Origin of the sequence: Stappia sp. ES.058 (assembly GCF_900105595.1) — a bacterium.
Taxonomy (GTDB): Bacteria; Pseudomonadota; Alphaproteobacteria; order Rhizobiales; family Stappiaceae; genus Stappia.
The window spans coordinates 4,350,980-4,367,067 of the sequence record NZ_LT629784.1; the positions used below are offsets into that span (position 1 = coordinate 4,350,980).

15 protein-coding genes are annotated in these 16,088 nt (G+C 64.2%); 10 read left to right on the forward strand and 5 right to left on the reverse strand.

Translation table 11 applies throughout. The features are described 5' to 3' along the window. Positions 1–124: 124 nt before the first annotated feature. The 3 genes from BLU32_RS20320 to fsa all read right to left on the reverse strand — a co-directional run bounded on the left by BLU32_RS20320 (position 125) and on the right by fsa (position 2,310). Positions 125–559 carry a hypothetical protein gene (locus tag BLU32_RS20320; protein ID WP_093809974.1) on the reverse strand — a complete coding sequence of 145 codons (435 nt, stop codon included), beginning with the start codon at positions 557–559 and terminating at the stop codon, positions 125–127. 67 nt (positions 560–626) lie between these two features. Continuing rightward, on the reverse strand, positions 627–1,595 hold the full coding sequence (locus BLU32_RS20325) for a tyrosine recombinase XerC (protein ID WP_093809976.1): 969 nt from the start codon (positions 1,593–1,595) through the stop codon (positions 627–629). 61 nt (positions 1,596–1,656) lie between these two features. Then, positions 1,657–2,310 (reverse strand): fructose-6-phosphate aldolase, encoded by a 654-nt coding sequence (fsa, locus tag BLU32_RS20330; protein WP_093809978.1) that lies wholly within the window; start codon positions 2,308–2,310, stop codon positions 1,657–1,659. 150 nt (positions 2,311–2,460) lie between these two features. Here fsa and BLU32_RS20335 point away from each other — a divergent pair, with 150 nt between their 5' ends. The 8 genes from BLU32_RS20335 to BLU32_RS20370 all read left to right on the forward strand — a co-directional run bounded on the left by BLU32_RS20335 (position 2,461) and on the right by BLU32_RS20370 (position 11,370). After that, positions 2,461–4,698 carry a primosomal protein N' gene (locus BLU32_RS20335; protein ID WP_093809980.1) on the forward strand — a complete coding sequence of 746 codons (2,238 nt, stop codon included), beginning with the start codon at positions 2,461–2,463 and terminating at the stop codon, positions 4,696–4,698. Between the two features lie 238 nt (positions 4,699–4,936). Beyond that, the gene (locus tag BLU32_RS20340) at positions 4,937–5,497 is read left to right on the forward strand and encodes a F0F1 ATP synthase subunit delta (RefSeq protein WP_093809982.1); all 561 of its coding nucleotides are present in this window, start codon (positions 4,937–4,939) and stop codon (positions 5,495–5,497) included. Beyond that, the gene (gene atpA / locus BLU32_RS20345; protein WP_093809984.1) at positions 5,497–7,026 is read left to right on the forward strand and encodes a F0F1 ATP synthase subunit alpha; all 1,530 of its coding nucleotides are present in this window, start codon (positions 5,497–5,499) and stop codon (positions 7,024–7,026) included. Before BLU32_RS20340 ends, atpA begins: the two co-directional genes overlap by 1 nt. A gap of 35 nt (positions 7,027–7,061) precedes the next feature. Continuing rightward, on the forward strand, positions 7,062–7,946 hold the full coding sequence (locus BLU32_RS20350) for a F0F1 ATP synthase subunit gamma (protein WP_093809986.1): 885 nt from the start codon (positions 7,062–7,064) through the stop codon (positions 7,944–7,946). A 24-nt stretch (positions 7,947–7,970) separates the two neighbouring features. Continuing rightward, positions 7,971–9,410 (forward strand): F0F1 ATP synthase subunit beta, encoded by a 1,440-nt coding sequence (atpD, locus tag BLU32_RS20355; RefSeq protein ID WP_093809988.1) that lies wholly within the window; start codon positions 7,971–7,973, stop codon positions 9,408–9,410. A gap of 24 nt (positions 9,411–9,434) precedes the next feature. Beyond that, complete coding sequence (locus BLU32_RS20360) at positions 9,435–9,842, forward strand: F0F1 ATP synthase subunit epsilon (RefSeq protein ID WP_093809990.1); 408 nt, start codon at positions 9,435–9,437, stop codon at positions 9,840–9,842. Positions 9,843–9,984: 142 nt separating this feature from the next. Further along, the gene (locus tag BLU32_RS20365) at positions 9,985–10,614 is read left to right on the forward strand and encodes an alpha-ketoglutarate-dependent dioxygenase AlkB (protein WP_093809992.1); all 630 of its coding nucleotides are present in this window, start codon (positions 9,985–9,987) and stop codon (positions 10,612–10,614) included. Between the two features lie 330 nt (positions 10,615–10,944). Next, entirely contained in the window at positions 10,945–11,370 is a 426-nt protein-coding gene (locus tag BLU32_RS20370; protein ID WP_157727765.1) for a GFA family protein, read from the forward strand. A gap of 102 nt (positions 11,371–11,472) precedes the next feature. Here the strand turns inward: BLU32_RS20370 and ubiB are convergent, their stop codons facing one another. Both ubiB and ubiE read right to left on the reverse strand, forming a co-directional pair. Next, positions 11,473–13,041: a 2-polyprenylphenol 6-hydroxylase gene (ubiB, locus tag BLU32_RS20375; protein WP_093809996.1), complete on the reverse strand. Its 1,569-nt coding sequence runs from the start codon at positions 13,039–13,041 to the stop codon at positions 11,473–11,475. Positions 13,042–13,048: 7 nt separating this feature from the next. Continuing rightward, positions 13,049–13,846: a bifunctional demethylmenaquinone methyltransferase/2-methoxy-6-polyprenyl-1,4-benzoquinol methylase UbiE gene (ubiE, locus tag BLU32_RS20380; RefSeq protein ID WP_093809998.1), complete on the reverse strand. Its 798-nt coding sequence runs from the start codon at positions 13,844–13,846 to the stop codon at positions 13,049–13,051. A 249-nt stretch (positions 13,847–14,095) separates the two neighbouring features. Here ubiE and mutM point away from each other — a divergent pair, with 249 nt between their 5' ends. Both mutM and BLU32_RS20390 read left to right on the forward strand, forming a co-directional pair. After that, positions 14,096–15,007 carry a bifunctional DNA-formamidopyrimidine glycosylase/DNA-(apurinic or apyrimidinic site) lyase gene (gene mutM / locus BLU32_RS20385; protein WP_093810000.1) on the forward strand — a complete coding sequence of 304 codons (912 nt, stop codon included), beginning with the start codon at positions 14,096–14,098 and terminating at the stop codon, positions 15,005–15,007. Positions 15,008–15,165: 158 nt separating this feature from the next. Continuing rightward, positions 15,166–15,939, forward strand: a complete 774-nt coding sequence (locus BLU32_RS20390) for an enoyl-CoA hydratase (protein WP_093810002.1) — start codon at positions 15,166–15,168, stop codon at positions 15,937–15,939. Positions 15,940–16,088: the final 149 nt, after the last annotated feature.

A 16,088-nucleotide genomic window follows, 5' to 3' on the forward strand; every position in this document is an offset into this window, starting at 1 on the left:
GAGCCGCGCGCATCACACGCCCTCCGCATTGGCGGGATTGCCGAACCTGGCGGATGACGCTACGTAAACAATAACGCGTAGCGGTGCCGTCGGCCAGTCGCGTGCCGTTGAAGGCCGGCGGGCGTTATTCGCGCGACAGAATGGCCGCGTGGAAAGCGTCGGGTTCCTTGGGGTCGTGAGGGTCGATGGTGACGAGGGCCTCGATCCGGTTGCCCATAGGAATCACCTGGATCTCACGCGATCCGAAAAACCCGGCAAAACGCGCGAAAAGCCGTCCGTTGGACGTGCGATAGACCTCCGTCCAACCCCATTTGCAATCACGCGGGGCGCATTTCGTAAAGGCGCGCATCCGGGCGACAAGTTGCCCGCTCTTGCAGTCGCTTTCGATCTCGATGCGCCGGATCTGTTGCGTGCGGGCGGAGGGGTTGATCCAGTGCCCGGTCTCGGGAATGCGGCAGGGGTCCTGCGCCCTGGCACGCTCGGGTGCCATGCCTGTGTAAAACGCGAGCGCGAACAACACCGCAGTTACAGTTCCGAGGGGCGCGTTTCCGATTGCCATGAGCAGAGTCTGAGGTTTTCCGGGAGCGACTGCAAGCGGAACCGCACTGTGTCGCGAATGCTGGCGGTCAGTCGCGCCGGACTCTGTCTCGTCCGCGCGGGTGCGCCTGGTCGTAACTCTCCAGAAGGCGCGCGGCGTCCACTTCGGTGTAGATCTGGGTCGACGACAGGCTGGCATGCCCCAGCAACTCCTGGATCGTGCGCAGGTCACCGCCGCCGGCGAGCAGGTGGGTTGCGAAGGAATGGCGTAGCGCATGCGGTGTTGCGCTGTCGGGAAGACCGAGAACGGATCGCATGCGCGCCATGGCGTATTGCACGATCCGCGGGCTGAGCGGGCCGCCCCGCGCCCCCAGAAACAGCGGCCCGTCGGGCTCGGGAACATAGGGGCAGGCGGCCAGATAGGCCGCGATCGCCTCGCTCACCACCGGCAGCAGGGGGACGATCCGCTCGCGCCCGCCCTTGCCTCGGATCAGGAGCGTTTGCGCGCCCTTGCGCGGGGCGGTGCGCCCCGTGAGCGACAGCGCCTCCGACAGCCGCAGCCCGCAGCCGTAGAGCAGGGTGAGAACGGCGGCGTTGCGCGCGGCGATCCACGGCTCATCGTCCATGCCGCTGTCCGCGTCGACAAGGGTCATGGCATCGCCGGCGGAGACCGGCTTGGGCAGTGAGCGCGGCTGGCGCGGGGCACGAACCGCAGCGGCCGCAGCGGCATTGATCTCACCGCGGCGTTCCAGAAACCCGAGAAAGGACCGCAGCCCGGAAAGCCCGCGCGCAAGCGAGCGGCTCTCGGCACCGGCGCGGCGACGATCCGCGAGAAATCCGCGAAAATCGAGAGGTTTCAGGTCCGACAGGTCGGAAATGGCGGGCGGTGCGCCCAGATGGTTGGTGAGAAAGCGCAGGAACTGGCGCACATCGCGCTCATAGGCGATGAGGGTCTTGTCAGCCAGCCGCCGTTCGGAGCCGAGATGGTCGAGCCAGTCGTCCATCGCGGCATTGACGTCGGGTCGGGCCGATACGAGGAGCGAATCGCCGTCGGTCATGAAAAGAAGTTAGCACGGCCAGCGGGCGGGAACGGAATGTCCGCCCCGCGCGCAAGCGATATCAGAGAATGCTCTGGCCGGTCTTGGCCCAGTCGGCGAGGAACTGCTCCAGCCCCTTGTCGGTCAGCGGGTGCTTGACCAGGCCTTTGAGCACGGCCGGCGGCACGGTGGCGACATCGGCGCCCACCATCGCGCAGTCCTTGACGTGATTGGCGGTGCGGATCGAGGCGGCGAGGATTTCGGTCTCGAAATCGTAGTTGTCATAGATGATGCGCATCTCGCGGATCAGGTCCATGCCATCGATGTTGATGTCGTCGAGACGGCCGATGAAGGGCGAGACGAAGGTCGCGCCGGCCTTGGCGGCGAGCAGGGCCTGGTTGGCCGAAAAGCACAGGGTAACGTTGACCATGAGGCCTTCGCCGGTGAGTGTGCGGCAGGCCTTCAGGCCGTCGAGCGTCAGCGGCAGCTTGACCGCGATGTTGTCGGCGATGCCGGCCAGGGCCCGGCCTTCCGCGATCATCGCGTCGGCGTTGGTCGCCGTCACCTCGGCTGAGACGGGACCTTCGACAAGGTCGCAGATCTCGGCAATGATATCCTTCATCGGCCGGCCGGCCTTTAGGATGAGCGAAGGGTTGGTGGTGACGCCGTCGAGCAGGCCGGTGGCGGCAAGGTCCTTGATATCCCCGGTATCGGCGGTGTCGACGAAGAATTTCATGGCGGCGCGTGCTCCCTGACGTGTTCGGACGCGGGTCCGGAATTGATGCGGTCGAGCGTCTCCATACCCTAGGATAGCCTGCAACGACAGTCCCGATTCGCCCGCGCCGCCGCTCCCGCGTGGCGCCATTGCCACAGCCCGCAAGGATCCATGACCGAAAATCCGTCCCCCCGAACCGCCGTGCAAGATCTGTTCGGGTCCGATCCGCTGGTGGTGGCGCGCGTGCTGCTGCCGGTGGCGATCGGAATGGCCTACAGCTACCGGGTCCCGCCGGGGATGAGCGTGGAGCCGGGTGCGATCGTGCGTGTGCCGCTCGGCCCTCGCGAAGTGATCGGCGCAGTCTGGGAGATCCTCGACGGCGAGGTGGCCGCCGAAATTCCGGCCGCCCGGCTCAAGGATATCCTGCATCACTACGACCAGGCCCCGCCCCTTGGTCCCGACCTGCGGGCACTGGTCGAATGGGTCGCCAACTGGACGCTGGCCACGCCCGGCATGGTGTTGCGAATGGTGCTGCGCTCGCCCGACGCGCTCGAACCCGAACCGCCGGTCGCCGGCGTGCGGCTCGCGCCGGGCGAGGCGCCGCCCGACCGGCTGACGCCGGCGCGCAAGCGGGTGCTGGAGATGGTGGCCGACGGCATGGCCTGGTCGAAGAGCGGGCTGGCGCACGCCGCGGGCGTCAGTCCCTCGGTGATCGACGGGCTTCTGGCGCATGGCACCTTGGAGGTCATCTCCATGCCCGCCGTTCCCCCCGCGCCGCGCCCGGATCCCGATTTCGGCCCGCCGGTGCTGACACCGATGCAGCGCGCGGCGGCGGACACGCTCACCCAAAGCATCGGCAAGGGCTTCCAGACGTTCCTTCTCGACGGCGTGACCGGCTCCGGCAAGACCGAGGTCTATCTGGAAGCGGTCGCCGAGGTGCTGCGCCAGGGACGGCAGGCGCTGGTGCTGATCCCGGAGATTGCGCTGACCAGTGCGTTCCTGGAGCGATTCGAGCGGCGCTTCGCCGTGCGTCCGGCGGAGTGGCATTCCGAAATCACGCCCAAACAGCGCGCCCGCGTCTGGCGCGGCGTGGCGGACGGCGAGGTGCGTGTTGTCGTCGGCGCGCGCTCCGCGCTTTTTCTGCCTTTCGCCGAGCTTGGTCTCATCGTCGTCGACGAGGAACATGACGGCGCCTACAAGCAGGACGACCGCGTGCCCTACAACGCACGGGACATGGCGGTGGTGCGCGGTCACATCTCACGCTTTCCGGTCGTTCTCGCCTCCGCGACACCGTCGGTGGAAAGTCAGGTCAATGCGCTGTCGGGGCGGTACAAACGCCTCGAGCTTCCCGAGCGGGCGAGCGGTGCCCCCTTGCCGGAGATCGAGATTGTCGATCTGCGCATCGACAAGCCGGAGCGCGGGCAGTGGCTGTCGCCGCCGTTGCGCACCTCCATTGCAAAGACGCTGGCCGGCGGCGGGCAGTCGCTTTTGTTCCTGAACCGGCGCGGCTACGCGCCGCTCACCCTGTGCCGGTCCTGCGGGCACCGCTTTCAGTGCCCGAACTGCACGGCCTGGCTGGTCGAGCACCGCTTCCGCAAGCAACTCGCCTGTCACCATTGCGGCCATACGCAACCGACCCCCGACCACTGTCCGGCCTGCGGCGATACCCAGTCGCTCGTGGCCTGTGGTCCGGGCGTTGAGCGTATCGCCGAAGAAGCGGCCGACACCTTTCCCGATGCAAGGGTGCTGGTGCTGTCGTCGGACATACAGGGCGGCCCCGACCGACTGCGCCGGGAAATGCGCGTGATCGAGGAGGGCGGTGCCGACATCGTGGTCGGCACGCAACTGGTCGCCAAGGGGCACAATTTTCCGCTGATGCGGCTGGTCGGTGTCGTCGATGCCGATCTCGGGCTGGCGAATGGTGATCCACGGGCGGCCGAGCGCACCTACCAGCTTCTTGCACAGGTGACGGGACGTGCCGGACGTATCGGCGGAGGCGGTCGCGGCTTTCTGCAGACCCATGCCCCCGAGCATCCGGTGATCAGGGCGCTGGCCTCCGGAGATGGCGCCGCCTTCTATGAGGCTGAGATTGCGGCCAGGCGTGCCGCCGGTCTTCCGCCGTTCGGGCGTCTTGCAGGACTGATTGTTTCGGGTCCGGACAAGGCGGCGGCTCTCGCCCACGCGCGCGCGCTTGCACGCGCCTCGCCGGCTGATGCAGACCTGACGGTGCTCGGGCCGGCGGAGGCAGCGATGGCGCTTGTCCGCGGGCGCCACCGGTTTCGCCTCCTTGTCATGGCGTCGCGCGCGACGGATCTGCAGGGTCTGCTGCGTGGCTGGCTTGCCGATGCACCAAAAGCCCGCGGCGGCCTTCGCGTCCAGGTCGATATCGACCCGCAAAGTTTCTGGTGACACGGTCGTTCGGAGCCCTCCCGGGCCGCCACTACGACCTTTTTCCGGACGGTTTGCTCCATTTGGGCCGTGTGGCTATGTTGCACCCTTCCAAGCCCTGTGGTAATCGGAGCGCGGCTTTGGGGAACGGGCCGGATCGCTGGTCCGCCTGTTCCTCAAAATGTTAAGATTTTCCAACGCCTTGCAATCAGCCTAGCTGAGAGCTCCGGCCTAACCCGCCTCAGAGAGCACGGACCCTGTGACCGACAACGTATCTCTCATATCAGGTGTGGCTTCCCGTTACGCAACGGCGCTGCTCGACTTGTCAGAGGAGCAGGGCTCCGTGGCGGAGGTTGAGAAAGCCCTAGCCGGTTTCGAGAAGCTGCTTCAGGACAGCGACGATCTTCGTCGTCTTGTCTACAGCCCGGTGTTTTCCGCCGACGAACAGTTGAAGGCGCTCAGCGCCGTTCTCGACAAGGCCGGCGTGTCCGGTCTGGCGGCGAGCTTTCTGAAACTTGCCGCCAAGAACCGCAGGCTGTTCGCGGTTCCGGGAATGATCGATGCCTTCCGGGCCGAAGTCGCGCGGCGTCGCGGCGAGGTCGCTGCGGACGTCGTTTCGGCAAATGCCCTGTCCGAGGCGCAGCTTTCCGCGCTGAAGGAGGCGCTGAATTCTGCGACCGGAAAGGTCGTGACTATCTCCGCGAAGGTTGATCCTGCTCTGATCGGCGGCCTTGTCGTCAAGGTCGGCAGCCGCATGATCGATACTTCGCTCAAGACAAAACTCAATTCCCTCAAGTTCGCGATGAAAGAGGTCGGCTGATGGATATTCGGGCAGCGGAAATCTCCGCCATCCTCAAGGACCAGATCAAGAATTTCGGCCAGGAAGCCGAAGTTTCAGAGGTCGGTCAGGTGCTCTCCGTGGGTGATGGTATCGCTCGTGTCTATGGCCTCGACAATGTCCAGGCCGGCGAGATGGTCGAGTTCCCCGGCGGCATCAAAGGGATGGCGCTCAATCTGGAAACCGACAATGTCGGTGTGGTGCTCTTTGGTTCGGATCGAGACATCTCGGAGGGTGATACGGTCAAGCGGACCGGCGCCATCGTCGAGGTTCCGGTCGGCAAGGGTCTGCTGGGGCGCGTGGTCGATCCGCTCGGCAATCCGCTCGACGGAAAGGGACCGATCGAGGCCGCGGAAATGCGCCGCGTCGACGTCAAGGCCCCCGGCATTCTGCCGCGCAAGGGCGTTCACGAACCGATGTCGACCGGTCTCAAGGCCATTGATGCTCTGATCCCCGTCGGCCGTGGCCAGCGTGAGCTGGTCATCGGTGATCGCCAGACCGGCAAGACTGCAATCATTCTGGACACGTTCCTGAACCAGAAGCCGATGCATGCGACGGACAACGAGGGCGAGAAGCTCTATTGCATCTACGTCGCCGTCGGTCAGAAGCGCTCGACTGTGGCGCAGTTCGTCAAGCAGCTCGAGGAGTCGGGCGCCCTTGAGTATTCCGTGATCATCGCCGCGACCGCTTCCGATCCGGCGCCGCTCCAGTTTCTGGCACCGTTCTCCGGAACCGCCATCGGCGAGTATTTTCGCGACAACAGCATGCATGCCGTGATCGGATATGACGATCTGACCAAACAGGCCGTTGCCTATCGTCAGATGTCCCTGCTGCTTCGTCGTCCGCCGGGACGTGAAGCTTTCCCGGGCGACGTGTTCTACCTGCATTCCCGCCTGCTGGAACGCTCGGCGAAGCTGAACGACGCCAATGGTGCCGGTTCGCTGACCGCGCTGCCGGTCATCGAAACCCAGGGCAACGACGTCTCGGCCTTCATTCCGACCAACGTGATCTCGATCACCGACGGTCAGATCTTCCTTGAGACCGACCTGTTCTTCCAGGGCATCCGTCCGGCTGTGAACGTTGGCCTGTCGGTGTCGCGTGTCGGGTCCTCGGCCCAGATCAAGGCGATGAAGCAGGTTGCCGGCAAGATCAAGGGCGAACTCGCGCAGTACCGCGAAATGGCGGCCTTCGCACAGTTCGGCTCCGACCTTGATGCAACGACCCAGCGCTTGCTCAATCGCGGTGCGCGGTTGACCGAGCTTTTGAAGCAGGGCCAGTTCCAGCCGCTGAAGACCCAGGAGCAGGTCGCCGTGATCTATGCCGGCGTCAATGGCTATCTGGACAAGATCGCGGTCGACCGGGTGGGCGACTACGAGGACGGGCTTTTGCTCAACCTTCGTGGCGAACATGCCGATGTGCTCGATGCGATCTGGGAGAAGAAGGCGCTCGACGATGAACTCGAGGGTCGCCTCAAGTCTGCGATCGAAGCGTTCACCAAGAACTTCGCCTGACGCGTGTTTGACGGCATCCAGGACAAGGGGCGGCCATGCCGAGCCTGAAGGAACTAAGAAACCGGATCGCCTCCGTTAAGGCGACGCAGAAGATCACCAAGGCCATGCAGATGGTGGCTGCGGCGAAGCTGCGTCGCGCGCAGGAGGCTGCGGAAGCTGCGCGGCCCTATGCGGAACGCATGGAAGCCGTTCTGGCCAATCTTGCCACCGCTTTCGAGGGGCGCGATGATGCACCGCTTCTTCTCGCGGGCACTGGCAGGGACGATGTCCATCTGCTGGTTGTCGCGACCGCAGAGCGTGGGCTGTGCGGCGGCTTCAACTCGTCGATCGCCAAACTGGCGCGCGAGCGGGCCAAGTCACTGCTCGCGGCCGGCAAGACCGTGAAGATCGTCTGCGTTGGCAAGAAAGGCTTCGACATTTTGAAGCGCGATCTTGGCAAGCACATCGTCAAGACGGTCGAGCTTCGTCACGTCAAGCGTGTGGCCTTCGAGAACGCCGACGATATCGGTGAACTGGTTCGCCAGATGTTCGATGACGGGGAGTTCGATGTCTGCACCTTGTTCTATTCGCGCTTCGAGTCGGTGATCAGCCAGGTGCCGACGGCGCAGCAGCTTATTCCGGCGACCTTCGAGAACGCGGAGGCCGAGCTGCCGGAGGGCAATGAGGCCGTCTACGAGTACGAGCCCGACGAGGGTGAAATTCTCGCGGAGCTTCTGCCGCGCAACATCTCGGTGCAGATCTTCCGGGGGCTCCTGGAAAATGCCGCCTCCGAGCAGGGTGCGCGGATGAGTGCGATGGACAATGCGACACGCAATGCCGGTGAAATGATCGACAAGCTGACGCTGAGCTATAACCGTCAGCGTCAGGCCCAGATCACCAAAGAGCTGATCGAAATCATCTCGGGCGCCGAAGCGCTCTGACCGGATCTAGACGAGGATAGCAATATGGCTGAAAAAACAGTCGGACGGATCACCCAGGTCATCGGCGCCGTTGTCGACGTACAGTTCGACGACCATCTGCCGCCGATCTTGAACGCGCTGGAAACGGACAACAACGGCACCCGTCTGGTGCTTGAGGTCGCCCAGCACCTTGGCGAGAACACGGTTCGCACCATCGCGATGGATGCAACCGAAGGTCTCGTTCGCGGCCAGGATGTGGTCGACACCAAGGAGCCGATCTCGGTTCCGGTCGGTGCCGGTACCCTCGGGCGTATCATGAACGTCATCGGCGAGCCGGTCGACGAGGCCGGGCCGATCGCCCATGAGGCCAAGCGCGGCATCCACCAGGAAGCCCCGAGCTTCACCGAGCAGTCCACCGACGCGGAAATTCTCGTGACGGGCATCAAGGTCGTCGACCTCCTCGCCCCCTACTCCAAGGGTGGCAAGATCGGCCTGTTCGGCGGTGCCGGCGTCGGCAAGACCGTGCTCATCATGGAGCTCATCAACAACATCGCCAAGGCGCACGGCGGCTATTCCGTTTTCGCCGGTGTCGGAGAGCGGACCCGCGAGGGCAACGATCTCTACTGGGAGATGATCGAGTCCAACGTCAACCGCGATCCCAAGGAGAATGACGGTTCCACCGAGGGGTCCAAGTGCGCGCTGGTCTACGGCCAGATGAACGAACCTCCCGGAGCGCGTGCCCGCGTGGCGTTGACCGGCCTTACCGTTGCCGAGCATTTCCGTGACGAAGGCCAGGACGTGCTGTTCTTTGTCGACAACATCTTCCGCTTCACGCAGGCGGGCTCGGAAGTGTCGGCGCTTCTCGGCCGCATTCCCTCGGCCGTGGGCTATCAGCCGACGCTCGGCACCGACATGGGTGCGATGCAGGAACGCATCACCACCACGACCAAGGGGTCGATCACCTCGGTGCAGGCCGTCTACGTCCCGGCCGATGACTTGACCGATCCGGCGCCGGCCTCGACCTTTGCCCACCTTGATGCAACGACGGTTCTCAACCGGTCGATCGCGGAAAAGGGCATCTACCCGGCCGTGGATCCGCTCGACTCGACGTCGCGTATCCTCGATCCGCGCATCATCGGCGACGAGCACTACGAAACAGCCCGTGCGGTGCAGGCCACCCTTCAGCGCTACAAGGCACTTCAGGACATCATCGCCATTCTCGGCATGGACGAGCTTTCGGAAGAAGACAAGCTCTCCGTGGCACGCGCCCGCAAGATCGAGCGCTTCCTGTCGCAGCCGTTCTTCGTGGCCGAGATCTTCACCGGTTCGCCGGGCAAGCTCGTCGCGCTGGAAGACACCATCAAGGGTTTCAAGGGTCTGGTGGAAGGTGAGTACGATCACCTGCCGGAGGCGGCCTTCTACATGGTCGGGTCGATGGATGAAGCCGTCGAGAAGGCTCAAAAGCTCGCTGCGGAAGCCGCGTAAGACAGTCAAGGACCGAGGCACGACATGGCCGAAGCATTCCAGTTCGAACTCGTCTCTCCGGAGCGACTTCTTCTGTCGGAAGAAGCGACCCAGGTCGTGGTTCCGGGCGTCGAGGGCGAGTTTGGCGTCATGGCGGGGCATGCCCCGATGATGTCGACCCTGCGTCCCGGTGTGTTGACCGTGTCGCGGCCCTCTTCGGCGGACGAAACGTTCTTCGTTCGTGGCGGCTTTGCGGAAGCGGGTCCGAAGGGCCTGACGGTTCTGGCAGAAGTGGCCGTCCCGATGGCGGACCTCAAGGCCGATGACGTTGCGCGACAGATTCGCGAAGCCGAGGAAGACATCGCAGATGCAAGCGATGACGAGGCGCGTGAACGGGCCCGGATCGCGCTGGATCACCTCCGCGATATGGAGCGAGCGGTGACAGCGCAGTAAGATCGCTGGGGCATGCAGAACTTTGAAAGCCCGGAGCACGCCGATGTGCTCCGGGCTTTTTATTGTCCACAGTCTGCCGTCGGTTTTCGTCCAGGATGCTTCCGGGTAGGATGCTCTGCATGAAGATCCCTCAGGCAAAGTCATGACCCGTCGAGCATTCGAGATGCTGGCAGGATTCCGGATTCTGCCCGGATACTTCGACCAGGAAGCCCAGGCGACGCTCCTGGCGGAGATCCGGTCGGCCGTTTTGGCCGCTCCGCTCTTCCTTCCTCGAATGCCGAAGACGGGAAAGCCGTTTTCGGTCCGCATGTCGAATTGCGGGCCTCTCGGCTGGGTGGCCGATGTCGACGGCTATCGATATCAGGCGACCCATCCCGAAACAGGCCGCCCGTGGCCCGCGATGCCCCGTCTCCTGACGGACGCCTGGCGCGGTATTTGTTCCGGTGCCCCGGATCCCCAGGCCTGTCTGATTAATTTCTATGGCCCTGATGCACGCATGGGCCTGCATCAGGACAGGGACGAGGAGACATTCGACGCGCCGGTTTTGTCGGTGTCCCTTGGGGCGACGGCGGTCTTCCGGATCGGCGGGCGGGCCCGCCGGGACCCGACGCGTTCACTCCGATTGGCGTCCGGGGATGTGCTGGTGCTTGGAGGGGATGCGCGGCTCGCCTACCACGGCGTGGACCGGATCATCAAGGGAACGTCGGAGCTCGTGAAGGACGACGGCCGCATAAACCTGACGCTTCGCCGGGTCACCCCGCCGGGATGCTAGTGGAGCGAATTTGACATTTGAGTCCTGTTCGGGGCGAGGCTCCCGATCAAATTTTAAATTCAAAAGATCCAATAAAATCATATATTTATCTAGTGGTTCTCTTGAATCCGACATTTGCTGCGGCGGTGCTGTACGGGGAGGCAAATGTCGGAATCGAACCACTAGGGGTCCGGCCTTTGCAATCCGGCACGCGCTGCCGCCGTCGTGACGGGGAGGATACGGGCGTCGGGAGCCGCGGCTCCGAATGTGATCGAGGTCAAGCCGGTTGCAGTCCGGCCATGCTACATGGACAGAAGGCAAGGCGTGCGCGAAAGGAAAGGCGCAAGGGTTATGACATCGAAAGTAAAGCTGGCTGGAAGATGCATGTGCGGAGCGGTCGAAATCTCGGGCACCGCCGATGGGCCAACAGCGGGGGCCTGCCATTGTGACATGTGCCGCCGCTGGTCCTCCGGGCCGTTCTTCGAGGTGACCTGCGGTGATTTGGTCTTCCAGGGCGAGGACAGTATCATCAGGTTCCGTTCATCCGTTTGGGCGGAACGCGGGTTCTGCGGGAAATGCGGATCGAACCTGTTCTACCACATCGTCGACAGCGACGAATACCAGATCGCGGCGGGGCTTCTCGACCAGCAATCCGATCTGCGTCTCGCCCTGCAGGTCTTCACCGACAGCAAGCCGTCCTACTATACCTTGGCCGACGATACCGAAACCATGACCGGTGCGGAAGTCTATGCCGCCTTTGCGCCGCCGTCGGATTGAGCCACCCTGAAAGACTGAGCATGCTTCCCGCCGATGAAGCCGGTTCCGGCTGCATTTGTTTGTCGGCGACCGGCGTTGCGCATCGGTCCGTGAGGCAAGGTTCTAGCCGAACACCGCGACGGCAAGCAGGGCGGCAATCACCCAGAGCGCAAGTCGTCCCGACCGGCTGTGCCTGGCTTCCGCCCGGCCGATCGCTTCGGCGGTCTCGGGGTCGAACCGCAGGCCCTTTTCCGCCATCCGCTCCAGCTCGCCGGACAGACGCTGGGCGCGATCCGCCATCAATGGCAGGTCCGCGGCCAGCCGGCCGAGCGCTGTCAGGCCGCCGGCAGCATCCTGCAATCGGCCGGCCGGGCCGAGATTGCGCTCGATCCAGGTGCGGATCACGGGCTCTGCTGTTCGCCACATGTCGAGATGCGGATTGAGGGTCCGCGCAACCCCTTCGACCACGACCATCGTTTTTTGCAGCATGATCAGCTGCGGCTGGGTGCGCATGTTGAAGAGGTCGGTGACTTCGAGCAGCTGTGTGAGCAGCCGGGCCATCGAGATTTCCGAAGCGTCGTGACCATGGATCGGCTCGCCGATCGCACGGATCGCCTGAGCGAAGACATCGACGTCCTGATCGGACGGCACATAGCCCGCCTCGAAGTGAACCTCTGCCACACGACGGTAGTCACGGGTGATGAAGCCGAACAGAATTTCAGCGAGAAACCGCCGCTCTGTACGCCCGAGCCGTCCGGTGATGCCGAAGTCGACGGCCACAAGCGTGCCGTCCGGTTCGAGGAACAGGTTGCCCTGATGCATGTCGGCGTGGAAGAAGCCGTCGCGCACGGCGTGCCGCAGAAATGACTGGATGATGCTGGCACCGACAGCCGGCAGGTCGTGTCCATCGGCTGCGAGGCCGTCGACATCCGAGAGCTTTCGGCCCGAGATCCACTCCATCGTCAGCACGCATTTGGCGGTGCGCGGCCAATCGACGGACGGCACGCGAAAGCCCGGATCCTCGGCGGTGTTTTCGCCCATTTCCGAAAGACCTGCGGCTTCGAGCCGGAAATCCATCTCCAGTTCGACCGAGCGCGCCAGCGTGTCGACGATAGCCAGCGGCCGCAGCCGGCGCGACGGCGGATGGAACCGTTCCACGAGCCGGGCGATCAGATAAAAGCTGCGCAAGTCGCGCCGGAAGCGGTCGGCGACCCCGGGGCGCAGCACCTTCACCGCCACCGCCCGCAGATGGCCGTCGCTGTCGCGGATCTGCGCCGGGTGGACCTGAGCGATCGAGGCGGCGGCGACCGGAAGCCCGAAGGTTTCAAAAAGGGCTTCTACCGGCTTGCCGAGCTGTTCTTCCACCACCTTGCGGGCCGCGTCCATCGGGAACGACGGGATCTGGTCCTGCAATGCGGTGAGGTCCAATGCCATGTCTCGACCAACGACATCCGGGCGCGTGGCCAGGAACTGCCCGAGTTTCACATAGGACGGACCAAGGCGTGTCAGCGCGTCGGAGAGGCGCTTGTCGGCAGCCTTGTCGCGGGCCGAGCGGCGTTCGAGCAGGCGCACCATCTTGAGCGCATAGCGCTGCGCCGGCGGCATGTCGGGAAGATCGACAATGCCGAAGACACCCTCGCGGGCCAGGACGTAGCCGGCGCGCGCCAGACGGAAAAGTGCGATCACGGCCATCGGCGTTTCAAACCGCCCAGCCGGAGTGCAGAGCGGCGATGCCACCCGAGTAGTTGCGGTAGGTGACCCGCGAAAACCCGGCATCGCGGATCATCTGCGCAAACCGCTCCTGATGGGGAAATTTGCGGATCGATTCCACCAGGTAGCGATAGGGCTCGCCGTCGCCGGTGACCATCCGGCCCATTGCCGGGATCGCATTGAAGGAGAAGGCATCATAGACCTTGTCGAGCGCGGGAACGTCGACCTGGCTGAATTCCAGGCAGAGGAACCGGCCGCCGCGTTTCAGCACGCGCCGGGCCTCGCGCAACGCCTTGGCGATGTCCGGCACATTGCGAATGCCGAAAGCGATCGTATAGGCGTCGAAATTGCGGTCAGGGAAGGGAAGGTCCTCCGCATTGCCTTCGACAAAGCGCAGCACATCGCCGAGGCCGGCTTTCTGGGCACGCTCGCGTCCAACCGAAAGCATTGAGCCGTTGATGTCGCAGACAACGGCCCGGGTTGCCTGGCCTCCCTGGCGCACGATCCGGGTGGCGACGTCGCCTGTTCCCCCGGCGACGTCGAGCACCGAATAGGCGCGACGGTCGTTCTTCGGCGGTGCGAGGGCGGCCACCATCGCGTCCTTCCAGAGGCGATGCAGCCCGCCGGACATCAGGTCGTTCATGACGTCGTAGCGCGCCGCGACCTGGTGGAAGACGTCGTTGACGAGCGGTTGCTTCTCACCGCTTGCCACCGTGCGGAAACCGAAGCTCGTTGCCATTTCGGGCCCTTGCGCGCGCGTCTCGTTCCCGTTCGTGCTGCCCGGCATGTCCTGTCTCCCGCCTGTCGTCCGGCTGTACCGGAAATCACTCGATGCAGCCTCTTCCGGTTGCCTTACAGCATTTTCCCCAAGAGGTCACGGCTGCCTTGTGCATCGTCCCGCGGCTGCGTCGATCCGCCCCCGCAGCCGCTCCGGCGGCTTTGCGTTGACGCGGCTCGCCACTTCTGTATGCAGGCTTTTGAAACTGCCGCCGGACACCCGCGCGCGTGACGTCTGTGCCTCAAGGGAGATCGCTTTATGCCTGAGTTGCCAGAGGTGGAAACCGTCCGCCGCGGATTGCAGCCGGTGATGGAGGGGGCAAGGATAGAGGACGTGGTGCTGGCACGCGCAGATCTGCGGTTTCCCTTTCCGCCCGGTTTCGCCGAACGGATCGTGGGACGGACGGTGGTCTCGCTCGGTCGGCGGGCGAAATATCTGCTGGCCGACCTCGACGATGGCGAAGCGGTCGTGATGCATCTGGGGATGTCGGGGGCGTTTCGGATCGAGGATCCGGAGACCTTCGGCGGCGAAGGCGGCGCGCGCATGCCGGGCGCCTTCCACTACCCGCGATCCGAGGAACGCAAGCACGACCACGTCGTATTCCGCTTGCGTTGCGCGAACGGCACGCCCATGCGCATTGTCTACAATGATCCGAGACGTTTCGGCTTCATGACGCTGGTCCGTCGCACGGAAATGGATGTCCATCCGTATTTTCGCAAACTCGGGATCGAACCCACGGGCAATGAACTCGATGGGGCGTATCTGGCGCGGGTTCTCGCGGGGAAGGCGACCTCGCTGAAGGCGGCCCTTCTGGATCAGCGCGTCGTCGCGGGACTTGGCAACATCTACGTCTGCGAGGCGCTTCACGATGCGGGCCTTTCGCCGATGCGTCCGGCCGGGACGCTGGCTGGAAAAATCGGACGGGCGGGCATGAAGGCAAAGCGGCTCGCGGCTGCGATCCGCAGTGTGATCGACGCAGCCATCGCCGCGGGGGGGTCGACATTGCGCGACCACCGTCAGGCGGACGGCGAGCTTGGATACTTCCAGCATACATTCAAGGTCTACGGTCGCGAAGGCGAGCCGTGCCGGACAGAGGGCTGTGGCGGCACGATCCTCCGCGCCGTCCAGTCGGGCCGTTCGAGTTTTCACTGTCCGCGCTGCCAGACCTGAGAGTTGCGCGAAATCCGGGGGGCGTCCCGATAAAGGTGATATATCCGCAGCGTCGCCTGCGCGTTCGGGCGCGGTTGCGGCGGATGCGCCCATCGGCTACCCCTTCTTTATTGGGAGCGGCGTTGAGGATCGATGCCGCGCGGATTGCCGGAGGTTCCATGGGATACGAGAATATTCAGGTTGAGAAACGGGGCCGCGTGGCCCTTGTTACCCTCAACCGCCCGAAGGCGTTGAACGCGCTGAATTCGGCCCTGATCGCGGAGTTGAACGAGGCCCTGGCCCAGTTCCAGAGCGACGACAAGATCGGCTGTGTGGTGCTCACCGGCTCGGAGAAGGCCTTCGCTGCCGGCGCTGACATCAAGGAAATGAGCTCGCTCTCCTATGTCGAGGCCTATACGGGCGATTTCATCACCTCCTGGGATGAAGTTTCGCGGTTCCGCAAGCCGATCATCGCGGCGGTTGCAGGCTATGCGCTCGGCGGTGGCTGCGAACTGGCGATGATGTGCGACTTCATTCTGGCCGCCGATACGGCCAAGTTCGGTCAGCCGGAAATCACGCTCGGGGTCATGCCCGGTGCGGGCGGTACACAGCGGCTCACCCGGTTCGTCGGCAAGTCCAAGGCCATGGAAATGTGCCTCACCGGACGCATGATGGATGCGGCGGAGGCGGAGAGTTCCGGCCTTGTCAGCCGCGTCATCCCTGCCGACGAACTCGTCGACGAGGCAATGCGAGTGGCGGAGAAGATTGCCGACTTCTCTCTGCCCATCGCAATGATGACGAAAGAGAGCGTAAACCGCTCCTACGAGACCACGCTCGGGGAAGGGGTCCGGTTCGAACGCCGGGTGTTCCACTCGATGTTCGCGACCGAGGATCAAAGCGAAGGAATGGCCGCCTTCGTCGAGAAACGGGCGCCGCAGTTCAAGAACCGGTGAGAGCCCGGCTGGAAACCGGCGGGCGCCGCCACTTTCACGTTGACGGGCGCCGGGTGGGCCACTATAAGCCAAGTCGACCGGTGGCGGAGTGTTCCGCCGCCGCTTTCGTTTGACCGGGGTGACATCTGGCGCCTCGATCTTGACGAGCC